This is a genomic window from Streptomyces sp. NPDC005496, assembly GCF_042872045.1.
Lineage (GTDB): Bacteria > Actinomycetota > Actinomycetes > Streptomycetales > Streptomycetaceae > Streptomyces.
On sequence record NZ_JBIAJQ010000004.1, the window covers coordinates 303,628 to 317,905 of the forward strand.

General features: G+C 72.4%; 11 protein-coding genes. 5 read left to right on the forward strand and 6 right to left on the reverse strand.

Annotated features, from left to right (window positions below):
- The first annotated feature begins 178 nt into the window (after window positions 1-178).
- Complete coding sequence (locus ACFYQQ_RS13820) at window positions 179-2,164, forward strand: N-acetylmuramoyl-L-alanine amidase (RefSeq protein WP_388904586.1); 1,986 nt, start codon at window positions 179-181, stop codon at window positions 2,162-2,164.
- 88 nt (window positions 2,165-2,252) lie between these two features.
- Here the strand turns inward: ACFYQQ_RS13820 and ACFYQQ_RS13825 are convergent, their stop codons facing one another.
- The 6 genes from ACFYQQ_RS13825 to ACFYQQ_RS13850 form a co-directional block, all read right to left on the reverse strand.
- A complete protein-coding gene (locus ACFYQQ_RS13825; RefSeq protein ID WP_356164339.1) occupies window positions 2,253-2,750 on the reverse strand; it encodes a hypothetical protein in 498 nt (165 codons plus the stop codon).
- A gap of 357 nt (window positions 2,751-3,107) precedes the next feature.
- On the reverse strand, window positions 3,108-3,350 hold the full coding sequence (locus tag ACFYQQ_RS13830) for a DUF397 domain-containing protein (protein WP_028799506.1): 243 nt from the start codon (window positions 3,348-3,350) through the stop codon (window positions 3,108-3,110).
- 83 nt (window positions 3,351-3,433) lie between these two features.
- Window positions 3,434-4,600, reverse strand: coding sequence for a thiolase domain-containing protein (locus ACFYQQ_RS13835; protein ID WP_356164341.1), 1,167 nt, complete (start codon window positions 4,598-4,600; stop codon window positions 3,434-3,436).
- Window positions 4,597-5,643: a thiolase domain-containing protein gene (locus tag ACFYQQ_RS13840; RefSeq protein WP_356164343.1), complete on the reverse strand. Its 1,047-nt coding sequence runs from the start codon at window positions 5,641-5,643 to the stop codon at window positions 4,597-4,599. Before ACFYQQ_RS13840 ends, ACFYQQ_RS13835 begins: the two co-directional genes overlap by 4 nt.
- On the reverse strand, window positions 5,643-6,620 hold the full coding sequence (locus tag ACFYQQ_RS13845; RefSeq protein WP_356164345.1) for an OB-fold domain-containing protein: 978 nt from the start codon (window positions 6,618-6,620) through the stop codon (window positions 5,643-5,645). Before ACFYQQ_RS13845 ends, ACFYQQ_RS13840 begins: the two co-directional genes overlap by 1 nt.
- Window positions 6,621-6,667: 47 nt before the next feature.
- A complete protein-coding gene (locus tag ACFYQQ_RS13850) occupies window positions 6,668-7,468 on the reverse strand; it encodes a crotonase/enoyl-CoA hydratase family protein (protein ID WP_355793417.1) in 801 nt (266 codons plus the stop codon).
- 176 nt (window positions 7,469-7,644) lie between these two features.
- Between ACFYQQ_RS13850 and ACFYQQ_RS13855 the strand changes: the two genes are divergently transcribed.
- From ACFYQQ_RS13855 to ACFYQQ_RS13870, 4 genes are all read left to right on the forward strand, one after another.
- Entirely contained in the window at window positions 7,645-9,264 is a 1,620-nt protein-coding gene (locus ACFYQQ_RS13855; RefSeq protein WP_355793415.1) for an acyl-CoA synthetase, read from the forward strand.
- A gap of 688 nt (window positions 9,265-9,952) precedes the next feature.
- Window positions 9,953-11,779 carry a sulfatase gene (locus tag ACFYQQ_RS13860; RefSeq protein WP_355784077.1) on the forward strand — a complete coding sequence of 609 codons (1,827 nt, stop codon included), beginning with the start codon at window positions 9,953-9,955 and terminating at the stop codon, window positions 11,777-11,779.
- 145 nt (window positions 11,780-11,924) lie between these two features.
- Window positions 11,925-13,235, forward strand: coding sequence for a phenylacetate--CoA ligase PaaK (paaK, locus tag ACFYQQ_RS13865; protein WP_355784074.1), 1,311 nt, complete (start codon window positions 11,925-11,927; stop codon window positions 13,233-13,235).
- 136 nt (window positions 13,236-13,371) lie between these two features.
- Window positions 13,372-14,277 carry a hypothetical protein gene (locus tag ACFYQQ_RS13870; RefSeq protein WP_355784071.1) on the forward strand — a complete coding sequence of 302 codons (906 nt, stop codon included), beginning with the start codon at window positions 13,372-13,374 and terminating at the stop codon, window positions 14,275-14,277.
- The last annotated feature ends 1 nt before the right edge of the window (window position 14,278 follow it).

The following is a 14,278-nucleotide window of genomic DNA, read 5'->3' on the forward strand; positions in this document are numbered from 1 at the left end:
CCACGCCACTGACGCCCCGCAGGCCGCCACGCCGCCGCCACGAAACTCCCTTCGACCGCCTCTGACATGGGAAAGCGGCCTCTGCTGGGCATGATTGACGGATCGTCGGAGAGCGGGTACCACTGACCCACGTCGGGCCCGCCCCACCCACCGCGCCCGACCGTCCCAGGAGGCCGCATTGCGAGGAACCGCCACCTACCCCAACGCCCCCGGCACATCCGGACGCGTACGCAGGACGGCGGTCGCGGTCGCCTCGGCCGCTCTGCTGCTGCCGCTGCTCGGCGCCGCCCCGTCCGGCACCTCGGCACCGGAGCCCGCCGGGAGCCTGCGGGGCGCCTTCGCCGCCGCGGCGGCCGAGTACCGGGTCCCGCAGAGCGTGCTGCTCGGCGTCTCCTACCTCCAGTCCCGCTGGGACACGCACGGCGGAGCGCCGAGCGTCTCGGGCGGCTACGGGCCGATGCACCTCACCGATGCCCGCACCGCGCTCGCCGAGAGCGGTGCGCGCCACCACTCCGAGGGCACGGAGGACGCCCGCGGCGACGGCTCGCGTGCGCCCCTGCTGCCCGGCACGAAGGTGCCGCGGAACGCGGAACTGCCCGCACGGCTCACGACGTTGAGGAAGGCGTCCGAGCTGACCGGGCTCTCGCCCGAGCGGCTGCGCACGGACGCCGCCGCCAACGTGGCGGGCGGCGCCGCGCTGCTCGCCGCCGCCCAGCGGCAGCTGGGTGAACCCCTGAGCGGTGACCCCGCCGACTGGTACGGGGCGGTGGCCCGCTTCTCGGCCGCCGACGACAGCGCCACCGCGGCGGCGTACGCCGACGACGTGTACGACGTCATCCGCGGGGGCGAGCGGCGCACCACCGACACCGGAGAGCGCGTGACGCTCGCCGCGCGGCCCGCGCTGCGGCCGGACACCGCGCAGCTGCGCCGCGCCGGTCTGCGCCAGGCCTCCGCCGAGGGCACCGAATGCCCGGCGAACGTGTCCTGCGAGTGGATCCCGGCGCCCTACGAGGAGTTCGGCGACGGCGACTACGGCAACCACGACCTGGGCGACCGGCCCGCGGCACAGCGCATCGAGTACATCGTCGTCCACGACACCGAGGGCGCCTGGGAGGGCGTCCTGAACATGGTCCAGGACCCGACGTACGTGTCCTGGAACTACACGCTTCGCTCGACCGACGGCCACATCGCGCAGCACGTGAAGGCCAAGGACGTCGCCTGGCACGCGGGCAACTGGTACGTGAACGCCAAGTCGGTCGGCCTGGAGCACGAGGGCTTCCTCGCCTCTCCGGACGCCTGGTACACGGAGGCGATGTACCGCTCGTCGGCGCGGCTGGTGACGTACCTGGCCAGGAAGTACGGCATCCCGCTGGACCGCCAGCACATCCTCGGGCACGACAACGTGCCGGGCCCGACCGCGTCGACGGTGCCCGGCATGCACACGGACCCGGGCCCCTACTGGGACTGGCAGCACTACTTCGCGCTGATGGGCCGTCCCTTCCACCGCACGGCCAAGGCCGACGGCGGGCTGGTGACGGTGCTGCCGAAGTACGCCGAGCACAAGCCGCTCTACACGGGCTGCGTCACCAAGGGCGAGCCCTGTGCGGCCCACGGTTCCAGCGAGGTGCGGCTGTACAGCCTGCCCGACGAGAGCTCGCCGCTGATCAAAGACATCGGTTTGCGGCCCTCCGGGGGCGACTCCACGACCGACGTGAACGACATCGGCTCACGCGTCTCCACCGGCCAGCGGTACGCGGTGGCGGAGCGTGACGGCGACTGGACGGCGATCTGGTACCTGGGCCAGAAGGCCTGGTTCAAGAACCCGAGGAAGCAGCCCACGGCGGTGGACGCCACGGGCCGGGTGGCGACCCCGAAGGCCGGTCTGAGCGAGGTCCCGGTGTACGGACGCGCGTACCCCGAGAAGGAGGCGTATCCGGCGGGCGTGCCGGTGCAGGCCGTCTCCCCGCTGCCGTACAAGCTGCTCGCGGGCCAGCGCTACGCGGTCGGCGCCACGGTGGCCGGCGAGTACTTCTACGCGCCGACCTTCGACACGGCCCCGCACAAGGTCGTGATCGGCAAGGACAAGTACTACGAGATCCAGTTCGGCCACCGGGTGGCCTTCGTCCGGGCCGCCGACGTGGAGCTCACCGGCTCCGCCTCGTAGCGCCGCGCACGGAAAGGGCCGGGTCCGCGTCGCCGCGGGCCCGGCCCTGTCGTCTCCGGGGGTGCCTGCGCTCCGGCACCGGGAGGGCTCAGCCCTGCTGGAACAGTTCCGCCGGCAGCGGCTTCAGCAGCGCGTACAGGTCGTCGGTGATGGGGCGGTCCCAGGCGGCGATGGTCACCAGGACGTTGTCACTGCGGTCGAACTGGACGCACGAGATACGGCTCTCGGAGAGCTTGAGGCGGCGCACGATCAGCAGGTTGTCCCCCTGCATCACCGGCATGTCCTCGGCTCCGACGACCGTGACCTCCTCCTCGTTCTCCAGCGCGAGCAGGAGCTGCGCCACCTCGAACGGGACCTCGTCCTCCTCGATGTCACGGGCCGGGGAGCCCTCCGGCAGATTGCCGATGATCATCGCGGGGCCGCGTCCGCCGAACAGGTCGTAGCGCAGGAAGACGCCCTGGCAGCTGCCGTCGGGGGCGGGGAGCAGGCCGGCGCCGAGATTGCCCGGCCAGTCGCCCGGGTCCATGGCCAGCACGTCGAAGTCGGGGCCGGCGGGTGTGGCGCTGCGGCGGCGGAGGAAGGACATGCCGCCATGGTACGTGCCCGGGCGGGTGCGGGGCCCTGGGGGCGCCGGGGCGGGCGGCCGGGAACACGGCCGGGACGTCACCCCGGCCCACGGCGCACCGCCGGTCACTCCCGACCGGCCGACGCGCACCCTCGGGGCCCTGGACGTCTTCGCGTACATGCCCTCGCCGTGTGCGGGCGGGCAGGACGGCGGCGGGCGTGGCGGCCGGCCGCGGTCCGCGGTCCGCGGTGGAGCGGCGGTGGCGCCGGACAGCCGCGCCCGGGAGGGGGGCCGGCCGACCCCCTCCCGGCCGGCGGGAGGGGGTGGCGGCGCAGGCTCTCAGGTGAGGGCAGGGCTCTCTAGTGGGAGTCCGGGCTGTCAGGTGAGGTCGAACTCGCCTTCGCGTGCCCCCGACACGAACGCGCCCCATTCGGCGGGCGTGAAGATCAGCGAAGGGCTCTGCGGGCGGCCGCTGTTGCGCATCGCGATGAAGCCCTCGACAAAGGCGATCTGGACGTCTCCCCGTCCTCGGCTGCTGGACTGCCACTCGGCGTTGCTGAGATCCAGCTCCGGCTTGTCCCAGCCCGCGAGCGGGTGCTGCTCGATGGTGCTTTCGGCCACGTCCGTGCTCCTCCCGGTTCGTCGTCCGCCGCCAGCCTAGCGATCGGTTCGGGTGGCGGACAGGCCACGTGAGGGGGACGGGTTCAGGAGACCGGAGGCGCGGCGCCGACCAGCCACATCGAGAAGAACTGGGATCCGCCGCCGTAGGCGTGCCCCAGCACCCGGCGGGCCCCGTCCACCTGGTGCTCTCCCGCCTGTCCGCGCACCTGGAGCGCGGCCTCCGCGAAGCGGATCATGCCGGAGGCCCCGATCGGATTGGTGGAGAGGACCCCGCCCGACATGTTGACGGGCAGGTCGCCGTCCAGCTCCGTCACGCCGGACTCGGTGAGCTTCCAGCCCTCCCCCTCGGCGGCGAAGCCGAGGTTCTCCAGCCACATCGGCTCGTACCAGGAGAAGGGGACGTACATCTCGACGGCGTCGATCTCCCGGCGCGGGTCCGCGATGCCCGCCTGCCGGTAGACGTCGGCGGCGCAGTCCTTGCCGGCCTGCGGCGACACGAAGTCCTTGCCTGCGAAGAGCGTGGGCTCACTGCGCATCGCCCCGCCGTGCAGCCAGGCGGGCGGGCGCGGCGAACGGGCCGCGCCGGCCCGGTCGGTGAGGACCATCGCGCAGGCCCCGTCCGAGGACGGGCAGGTCTCCGAGTAGCGGACCGGGTCCCACAGCATGGGCGAGGCCTGGACCTTCTCCAGGGTGATGTCGTGTTCGTGGAGATGCGCGTACGGGTTCTTGAGCGCGTTGCGGCGGTCCTTGTACGCGACCAGCGAGCCGACGGTGTCGGGGGCGCCGGTGCGCCGCATGTAGGCACGTATGTGCGGGGCGAAGAAGCCGCCCGCGCCGGCCAGCAGGGGCTGCTGGAAGGGGACCGGCAGGGACAGGCCCCACATGGCGTTCGACTCCGACTGCTTCTCGAAGGCCAGGGTCAGGACGGTGCCGTGGACCCGCGCGGCGATCAGGTTCGTGGCGACGAGCGCCGTCGAGCCGCCGACGGAACCGGCGGTGTGGACGCGGAGCATCGGCTTGCCGACGGCGCCGAGCGCGTCGGCCAGGTACAGCTCGGGCATCATGACGCCCTCGAAGAAGTCGGGCGCCTTGCCGATCACGACGGCGTCGACGTCGGCCCAGGTCAGCTCGGCGTCGTCGAGGGCCCGCCGGGCGGCCTCGCGGACCAGGCCGGCGACGGACACGTCGTGCCGGGCGGCCACGTGCTTGGTCTGGCCGATGCCTACGACGGCCACGGGCTCCTTGCTCATCGGGCGTCCCCTTCGAGTACGGCGACCAGGTTCTGCTGGAGGCAGGGCCCGGACGTGGCGTGGGCGAGCGCGCGGTCCGACTCCCCGCGGTGGACGCGGGCGGCGGCCTCGCCGATGCGGATGAGCCCGGCGGCCATGACGGGGTGGGCGGCGAGCGCGCCCCCGGAGGGGTTCACCCGGACGTCGTCGCCGAGCCGCAGCGCCTTGCGCAGGACCACCTCCTGCGAGGTGAAGGGGGCGTGCAACTCGGCTGTGTCGACCGGTCGTTCGAAGGCGCCGGCCTTCTCGGCGGCGAGGCGCGTGGAGGGCGAGTCCGTCAGGTCGCGTACCCCGAGGGAGTGCGCCTCGATGCGGTGGTCGATGCCGCGGATCCAGGCGGGCCGCTCGCACAGCTCACGGGCGCGGTCGCCGGCCGCGAGGACGACCGCCGCGGCCCCGTCCCCGACGGGCGGGCAGTCGCCGGTGCGCAGCGGGCGCACCGCGTAGTCGCCGTGCGGTACGGAACCCCGCAGCTGGGCATGGGGGTTGTGGGCCGCGGAGGCGCGGCTGCGGGACGCGACGGCGGCGAGGGCGCCCTCGTCGGTCTCACCCGCGTCGATGAGCGCCTGCGCCTGGAGCGCGGCGAGGGCGACCGAGTCCGGCCACAGAGGCGCCACGTAGTACGGGTCGAGCTGGCGGGTCAGGACGTCCCGTACGGAGCCGGGCGACGACTTGCCGTAGCCGTACACGAGCGCGGTGTCGGCGTCGCCGGTCAGCAGCTTGGTCCACGCCTCGTACAGGGCCCACGCGCCGTCCATCTCCACGTGGGACTCCGAGATCGGCGGCCAGGCACCCACCCCGTCGAGCGCCATGGTGAAGGAGAAGGCGCGGCCGGCGAGGTAGTCCGAGGAGCCCGAGCAGGTGAAGTCGATGTCGCTGGTCCGCAGGCCGGTCCGGTCGAGGACCTCGTGCAGGACCGGGAGGAGCATCTCCACCTCGGAGAGCTCGTCGCTGGTGCGCCGGTGGTCGGTCTGCCCGAAGGCGACGACGGCGATGTCCCGCATCACAGCAGCTCCTTGTACGCCTCGTAGTCCGCGTCGGGTTCGCCGGTGGGCCGGTAGTGGTCGGGGTACCGGCCCCCGTCCGTCCAGACCGGTTCGACCCGCAGCCCCATGCGCACCTGGTCGTAGGGGATGCCCGCGATGCGGCCGTGCAGGGCGAGGTCGGCGCCGTCGAGGGCGATGTGCCCGTAGACGTAGGGCACTTCGATGTCGAGGTTCTTCGCCTTGATGTTGACGATGCAGTACGTGGTGAGCGTGCCGCGCGGGCCGACCTCGACCTGCTCCGACGTGGCGACCCCGCAGGTCGGGCACGCTCCCCGGGGCGGGACGTACACCTTGCGGCAGGACGGGCAGCGTTCGCCCACCGTGCGCCGGTCGGCGAGGGCGTTGATGAAGGCGGTCTGGGCGCGGCCGGGCGAGTACACGTAGTCGAGGCGGGCGGGGGCGACGATGCCGGTCACCATGTCGTCGAACCGCCCGTCGTGGGGTGCCGGTTCGGCCGCGCCCGCCCGTCCGGGCGACTGGGCGCTGACGCCGGGCGGGTCCTCGTGCGGTTCGAAGCAGGCGATGTCCGTGATGGCGCCGGAGCGTTCCCCCGCCCAGCGCACACGGACGCGCATGCCGGTGCGGACGGCCTCGGGTCCGGGGGCGTCGAGGGCGTGCAGCAGGGCGGTGTCGGCTCCGTCGAGGCGGACGAGCACCCAGGCGAAGGGGGTGCCGAGGGGCTGGCCGCGTCGTGGCGCGTGGTTCCACGCCCAGGTGGTGACGGTGCCGGTGGGGGCGACCTCGACGAGGTCGCGTATCTCCTCGGCGGTCACGGGGTCGTACTCGACGGGCGGGACGAGCGTCCTGCCGTCGGTCGTCCGCACCCCGAGCACGACCCGCTCGCGCAGACCGGTGAGGAAGGCGCTCTGGACGGGGCCGAGCGAGCGGGTGAAGGGGAATTCGAGGACCAGGGGGGCTTTGAGGACTTCGGGCATCCCGGGTGGCTCCTTCGGGGGTCGAGCGCCGCGTCTCCTGCCGGAGGTCAGGCGCGCCGGAAGACGGGCGGGCGCTTCTCGGCGAAGGCCCGGGAGCCCTCCTTGGCGTCGGCGGTGTCGAAGACCGGCCAGCCGCGCTCCAGTTCGGCGGCCAGTGCGTCGGTCTCGCTCAGGCCGGCGTTCGCGTACACGGACGCCTTCACGGCCTCGACGGCCAACGGGCCGCAGGCGTTGACCCGTTCGGCGATCTGCAGCGCCTCGGTGAGCGCGGTGCCGTCGGGGACGACCCGGCCGATCAGCCCTATGGCGGCGGCCTCCTCGGCGCTGTACGGGCGTCCCGTGAGCAGCATCTCCAGGGCGTGGGTGTGCGGGATCTGCCGCGGGAGGCGGACCGTGGACCCGCCGATCGGGAACAGGCCGCGCCTGACCTCGAAGAGCCCGAAGGTTGCCGACTCCCCGGCCACCCGGATGTCGGTGCCCTGGAGGATCTCCGTGCCGCCCGCGACGCAGTGGCCCTCGACTGCGGCGATCACCGGCTTTCGGGGGCGGTGGTGGCGCAGCATCGCCTTCCAGTGCAGGTCCGGGTCCTCCTTGAGCCGGTCCCGGTACTGCTGCCCGTCCATCCCGCCGCCCGCGAGCGCCTTGAGGTCCATCCCGGCGCAGAACGTGCCGGCCGCTCCGGTGAGGACGACCGAGCGGACGGTGTCGTCCTCGTCGGCCTCGGTCCAGCCGTCGTACAGGCCGACCAGCATCGGCAGCGAGAGCGCGTTCTTGGCCTCGGGCCTGTTGAGCGTGAGCACCAGTGTGGCGCCTTCGCGCTGCACGGTGAGGTGTTCCGTCCCACCCATTGCCGTCCTCCCGTCTCAGGAACGAGAACAGGTTGCAGGAGGCGCCGGGCCAGTACAAGGGTTTTCTGACAGACAGTCAGATTTCTTCGCCCCGGGCCCTTCCCTGTTGGGTCCCGCTTTGCTCTGATGACCGACGAGCCGAGGGATACCGGGCCTGCCCGGGGTCAGGAGGAGCGGTGGAGTACAACCTTGCCGACCTGTTCGAGTCGGTCGTCGACGTGGTCCCCGACCGCGAGGCACTCGTGTACATCGACCACCCCGGCACCGGGGCCGAGCGCCGTCTGACCTACGCCGAGCTCGACACGGCGGCGAACCGCGTCGCCCACCACCTGATCGACGCCGGTGTCCGTTCCGGCGAGCACCTCGGACTCCATCTCTACAACGGGGTCGAGTACGTGCAGACCGTGCTGGCCTGCCTGAAGGCGCGGATCGTGCCGGTCAACGTCAACTACCGCTATGTCGAGGAGGAGTTGGTCTACCTCTACCGGGACGCCGATCTGGTGGCCCTGGTCTACGACGCCGAGTTCACCGACCGCGTGGCGGCGGCCCTGCCGCGTACTCCCGCGCTGCGGCACCTGGTCCGCGTCGGGAGCCCCGGGCCCGGTGCCGTCACCGCGCCGGGGGTGGACTTCAGGGACGCCGAGGCCGCGGGCTCTCCCGCACGGGGATTCCCGTCGCGGTCGGCGGACGACCAGTTCATCATCTACACGGGCGGCACGACCGGCATGCCCAAGGGCGTGATGTGGCGCCAGGAGGACCTGTTCTTCTCCGGGCTGGGCGGTGGCGCGCCGACGGGAGAGCCGGTCGCCTCCCCGCAGGAGCTGGCCGAGCGCGTGGCGGCGGGCGGCGACGGCATCACCTTCTTCCCGACTCCCCCGCTGATGCACGGCACCTCCACGCTCACCGCGTTCATCGGGTTCAACTTCGGCCAACGCGTCGTGATCCACCGCAAGTTCGTGCCCGATGAGGTGCTGCGCACCATCGAGCGGGAGCGGGTCACCAGCGTGTCCCTGGTCGGCGACGCCATGCTGCGGCCACTGATCGACGCGCTCGGCGGCCCCCTCAAGGGCACCGACTGCTCCTCGCTGTTCAGCGTGTCCTCGTCCGGGGCGATCATGTCGGAGACGGTCCGCGAGCAGTTCCAGGCGCTCGTCCCGAACGTGATGCTGCTGAACAACTTCGGTTCCTCCGAGTCCGGCTTCAACGGCACGGCGACACCGGACTCGGGCCCGGACAGGGGCTTCCGGGTGCGCGTCAACGACCGTACGCGGGTGGTGGATCCGGCCACCCACGAACCGGTCGCGGTCGGCGAGCCCGGGCGCATCGCGCAGCGCGGTCACGTGCCCCTCGGCTACTACAACGACCCGAAGAAGACGGCCGAGACCTTCTTCCACAAGGACGGTGAGCGGTGGGTCCTCCTCGGTGACATGGCGACGGTCGACGAGGAGGGCGTCGTCACCGTCCTCGGCCGGGGCTCCCAGTGCATCAACACCGGGGGCGAGAAGGTCTATCCGGAGGAGGTCGAGCAGGCCCTCAAGGCCCACCCGGACGTCTACGACGCACTGGTCGCCGGGGTGCCCGACGCCACGTGGGGCAATCACGTGGCAGCCGTGGTCCAGTTGCGCCGGGGAGCGGCCGAACCGTCCCTGGAGGACATCCAGACGCACTGCCGTTCCCGTCTCGCCGGGTACAAGGTGCCGCGCCAGCTGGTGATCACGGACAGCATCCAGCGTTCGCCGAGCGGGAAGGCCGACTACCGGTGGGCGCGCGGGGTCGCGGTGCGGGCGGACATCTAGGGCCGCGTGTACGGAGTGGTCGGCGGGTCCCGGCGTAGTCTTTGCGCGCGGTTGACCGTGCGGATTGAACTGCGGGTGAAGGCGGGCCGTACGGAGGGTGGCGGTCCCGGCCTCGGGGCGGTTCCGCCGCGTCAGCACGGGCTTCGTACGGAAGGACCTTCGCGTGTCGCACATCACGCGCTCGCCGCAACAGCCGGACACCGGAGCGGAGGCGGCTGCCGCCGGTCCCGGCGCGACGGCGGACGCCGTCCCCGGACCGGACACCCCGGCGGACGCCGGCCGGGTCGGCTCCCAGCGGGCGCCCGGGCGTGACGGACGGCCCGGCACGCAGGAGCCGGACCGCGGTGGCGTTGGCGGTGACGCGGACACCGCGACGGACGATGACACCCGCGATGCCGGGGTAGCCCGCGAGGCGGGCGATGGCGTTCCGGGTGCCGAGAACGCCGCCACGAAGGCCGACAACACCTCGGGCCTCGAAGACCTCGCCACGGTTGGCGACGGCACCCCGCACCCCGAAGACCCCACCCCGGAGGGCCACAGCGCCTCGCGCCGCGAAACCGCCGGCGCGAGGGGCGACGCCGACCCGGACCTCGAAGCCGCCGGCGCGGAAGGCCACCGCGCCCCGGACTCCGGCGACGGCGTCACCACCCCGCACTCCTCCGCCGTGGAAGCGGACGACGACGGCGCGATACCCGGGGAGCCCGGCGAAAGCGATGCCGCCGACCAGGGCCCCGATGCCCAGGCCGGCAACGACACCCCCGGCCTCCGGGAACCCGCCGAAGGCGACACGCCCGAGGAGGCCGCCGGTGCCGGGGAGGGGGACGGGGACCCCGTCCGGGCCGGCTGGTGGGGCTGGCGTCGCAGGTACCCGCGGGCAGCCCGGACCGTGACCGTCGGCACCACCGTCCTCGCCGGCGCCCTGGTGCTGTTCGCCCTCCTCGTGCCGAACCACCTCGACCGCCTCAGCTACGGCGCCTTCCTCCGCATCCCGGCCGAGGGCGTGCTCCTCGCCGGGCTGCTGCTCGTGCTGCCGCCGCGGGCGCGGCGGATCACCGCGTGGTGCGCGGGAATCGGCCTCGGCCTGCTGACCGTCCTGAAGTTCATCGACATGGGCTTCTACTCGGTGCTGGACCGGCCGTTCGACCTGGTCCTCGACTGGATCCTGTTCGACGACGCGGCGGAGTTCCTGAAGGAGTCCGTCGGCCGGACCGGCGCGCTGCTCGCCGTGGTCGCGGTCGTCGCCCTCGTGGTGGTCCTGCTCGTCCTGGTGGCCCTCGCCGTCGTGCGGGTCAGCACACTGATGGCCGCGCACCGCACGGTCGCCGCCCGGACCACCCTCGTCCTCGGCACCGCGTGGATCACCTGCGTGACGCTCGGCGTGCAGTTCACCGACGTGCCGGTGGCCGCCAAGCTCAACGCCAACCTGCTGGAGAACCGGGCGCACCAGGTGCGGGCCGGTATCCGCGACGGCCGGGTGTTCGCCGAGCAGGCCCGCGTCGACGCCTTCGCCGACACCCCGCCGGACCAGTTGCTGACCGGACTGCGCGGCAAGGACGTCCTGTTCACGTTCATCGAGAGCTACGGGCGTTCGGCGATCGAGGACCCGGCGATGGCCGAGCAGGTCGACGCCGTGCTGAAGGACGGCACCGCGTCGCTGAAGGCCGCCGGGTTCTCCTCGCGCAGCGGCTGGCTGAAGTCGCCGATCGCCGGCGCGGGCAGCTGGCTGGCCCACTCCACGTTCCTGTCCGGTCTCTGGATCAAGAACCAGCAGCGCTACCGCAATCTCACCTCCAGCGACCGCGCCACCCTGACCAGCTACTTCCAGAAGACCGGCGCCTGGCGCACGGTCGGCATCGTCCCCGGGGTCCGCCGCGCCTGGCCCGAGGGCAAGTTCTTCGGCCTCGACCACATCTACGACTCGGAGCACCTCGGCTACAAGGGCCCGTACTTCAGCTGGACGCCCGTACCGGACCAGTTCAGCCTGGAGGCCTTCGAGCGGCTGGAGCACGGCAAGAAGGACCGGAAGCCGATGATGGCGGAGATCATCCTGGCCTCCAGCCACAACCCGTGGGCGCCCATCGCCCGCATGGTCGACTGGGACGACCTCGGCGACGGATCGCTCTTCGAGCAGATCAAGAAGGAGGGCAAGGATCCCAAGGAGGTCTGGAAGAACCCGGAGGACGTGCGCACCGAGTACCGGCGGGCCATCGAGTACTCGCTGCACAGCCTGACCGAGTTCGTGGAGCGGTACGGCGACGAGAACACCGTGCTCGTCTTCCTCGGCGACCACCAGCCGAACCCGACGGTCACCGGCAGCGGCGCGGGCAAGGACGTGCCGGTCACGGTCGTCGCCCACGACCCGAAGGTGCTGGAGAAGATCTCCGGGTGGAACTGGACGGAGGGCCTCAAGCCCGCCGAGGACGCGCCGAGGTGGGGCATGGACAAGTTCCGCGACCGGTTCCTGACGGCGTACGGCCCTCATCCCGGCTCCGCCGCCCCGGCCACGAAGCCCTGACCGGCGCACGCGTGCCGTGGCCGGCGCCGCACACACCTTGACGATCCGCCCGGGCCCCTGAATTACTGATCCCGAACAGCACGACCGAATGATCGGTCGCCCGTAATGACGCGGTTGTCGAGGGAGAGGTCCCGTGGCGGATTCCATGGACTCCAGGGTTCCGGCGGACCCGGAGGGCCTGCTGGACGAGGCCGAGCGGCTCGACCCACAGGCCCTGCGGGCCCTGCAGACGGAGCGCCTGCGGGCGTCGCTGCGGCACGCGTACGAGAACGTGCCCTTCTACCGGGAGTCCTTCGACAAGGCGGGCCTGCGTCCCGACGACTGCCGCTCCCTCGCCGACCTGGCCCGCTTCCCGTTCACCACGAAGGCGGACCTGCGCGAGCACTATCCGTACGGCATGTTCGCCGTGCCGCGGGACCGGGTCCGCCGGCTCCACGCGTCGAGCGGCACGACCGGGCGCCCCACGGTCGTCGGCTACACGGAGAACGACCTGTCCATGTGGTCCGACATGGTGGCCCGTTCACTGCGGGCCGCGGGTGCCCGTCCCGGGGACGTCGTCCATGTGGCGTACGGCTACGGCCTGTTCACCGGGGGCCTCGGAGCGCACTACGGGGCCGAGCGCCTCGGCTGCACGGTGATCCCCGCGTCCGGCGGCATGACGGCACGTCAGGTCCAGTTGATCCAGGACCTGGAGCCGCGGATCATCATGGTGACGCCCTCGTACATGTTGACGCTCCTGGACGAGTTCGAGCGGCAGGGCGTCGATCCGCGGAGCACCTCGCTGCGGGTGGGCGTCTTCGGCGCCGAGCCGTGGACCGAGGCGATGCGGCGTGAGATCGAGGAGCGGTTCGCCATCGACGCGGTCGACATATACGGCCTGTCGGAGGTGATCGGCCCCGGCGTGGCCCAGGAGTGCGTGGAGACCAAGGACGGCCTGCACGTGTGGGAGGACCACTTCTATCCCGAGATCGTCGATCCGCTGACGGGCGAGGTGCTGCCGGACGGCGAGGAGGGCGAGCTGGTCTTCACCTCGCTCACCAAGGAGGCCATGCCCGTGATCCGTTACCGGACCCGGGACCTGACACGGCTGCTGCCCGGCACGGCGCGGGTCTTCCGCCGGATGGAGAAGATCACGGGGCGCAGCGACGACATGGTCATCCTGCGCGGGGTCAACCTCTTCCCCACGCAGATCGAGGAGATCGTGCTGCGCACCCCCGGCGTCGCACCGCACTTCCAGCTGCGCCTCACCCGTGAGGGCCGCCTCGACGCGCTGACGGTACGCGCCGAGGCCCGGTCCGGCGCCTCGCCGGAGGCACGCGAGGACGCGGCCCGGGCCATCACGCGGGCCGTGAAGGACGGGATCGGGGTCTCGGTGACGGTGGAGATCGTCGAACCGGAGTCCCTGGAGCGGTCGGTGGGAAAGATCAAGCGGATCGTCGATCTGCGTCCCCGCTGACCGCCATCACGAACCGGCGACGACCGTGCCGGGAGGACGACTGGGGCGAACGTCCGGCGCGCCCGGCACGTCGAAGTGGTGTTCCGGGCGTGTCCCTCGCGGAGGATGCGCCCGTCCCGTCGTCCCTGGGGGATCCATGCGTACGTACACCCGGCGCACCGTCGACCTGTTCCTCGTGCTGGCCCTGGGCGCCGCCACGGCCGGTGCCCTCGCCGGTTGCGGCGGTGGACCGCGCGCCGGGTCCCACCCGGCCCACGCGTCGGAGGCCCGTGCCCGCGAGGTCGCCGAGGCCTGGGACGGGTCCGATGCCGCGCGGGTGTGGAGGACGGGCTACCACCCCGTCGGGGACCTCGTCCAGCTGCCCGACCACGCCTTCCGCAGCGACGCCGACAAGCGTGCGTACGGCAGCGGCACCTTCGTGCTGGAGGGCGAGCTGCCCGACGCGCCGCGCGAGCCCGGGCGGGTGGAATGGGAGAACGGCGACTCGCTCACCCTGCCGGTACTGGGCGCGCGCAGGGCCTACGAGCAGGTGGCGCGCGGCGGCGACGAGGAGCCGCACCTCACCGTGACCGGGGCGAGGCTGGGCGAGATGACGGTGGCCACCACCCGGGGTCCGGCCACCGTCCCGGCCTGGCTGTTCACCCTGAAGGGGTACGACACTCCGCTCAGGCGGGTCGCCCTGGACTCCTCGAAGACGCCCGGCCCCCCGATCGGCGCTGCCGGCGAGGTGCCGACCGATCAACTTGCGCCGCTCCACGGCCTGGTGGGGACGGCCCGGGACGGGCGGTCGGTCACCGTGACCGCCGGGCACGGCTCCTGCGACGACGGACCCGCCGTGGACGTCCTGGAGACGAAGGGCAGTGTGGTGCTGTCCGGGTACGTCAAGGGAACGGATGACGGTCCCTGCACGTCCGATCTGCGGTTGCAGGCAGTGACGGTGAAGCTGGACCGGCCGCTGGGCGACCGGCTGCTGCTGGACGCGTTCACGGGCCGCCCGGTGACCACCGATGAGCGTGAAGGAGAAGCACAGAAAGGGAGTTGAA

Excerpts from the sequence above, each read along its gene's own strand:
- ACFYQQ_RS13850 (WP_355793417.1), bottom strand. The coding sequence starts at position 7,468 with ATGGGTGGGACGGAACACCTCACCGTGCAGCGCGAAGGCGCCACACTG.
- ACFYQQ_RS13845 (WP_356164345.1), bottom strand. The coding sequence starts at position 6,620 with ATGCCCGAAGTCCTCAAAGCCCCCCTGGTCCTCGAATTCCCCTTCACC.
- ACFYQQ_RS13835 (WP_356164341.1), bottom strand. The coding sequence starts at position 4,600 with ATGAGCAAGGAGCCCGTGGCCGTCGTAGGCATCGGCCAGACCAAGCAC.
- paaK (WP_355784074.1), top strand. The coding sequence starts at position 11,925 with ATGGACTCCAGGGTTCCGGCGGACCCGGAGGGCCTGCTGGACGAGGCC.
- ACFYQQ_RS13870 (WP_355784071.1), top strand. The coding sequence starts at position 13,372 with ATGCGTACGTACACCCGGCGCACCGTCGACCTGTTCCTCGTGCTGGCC.
- ACFYQQ_RS13825 (WP_356164339.1), bottom strand. The coding sequence starts at position 2,750 with ATGTCCTTCCTCCGCCGCCGCAGCGCCACACCCGCCGGCCCCGACTTC.
- ACFYQQ_RS13840 (WP_356164343.1), bottom strand. The coding sequence starts at position 5,643 with ATGCGGGACATCGCCGTCGTCGCCTTCGGGCAGACCGACCACCGGCGC.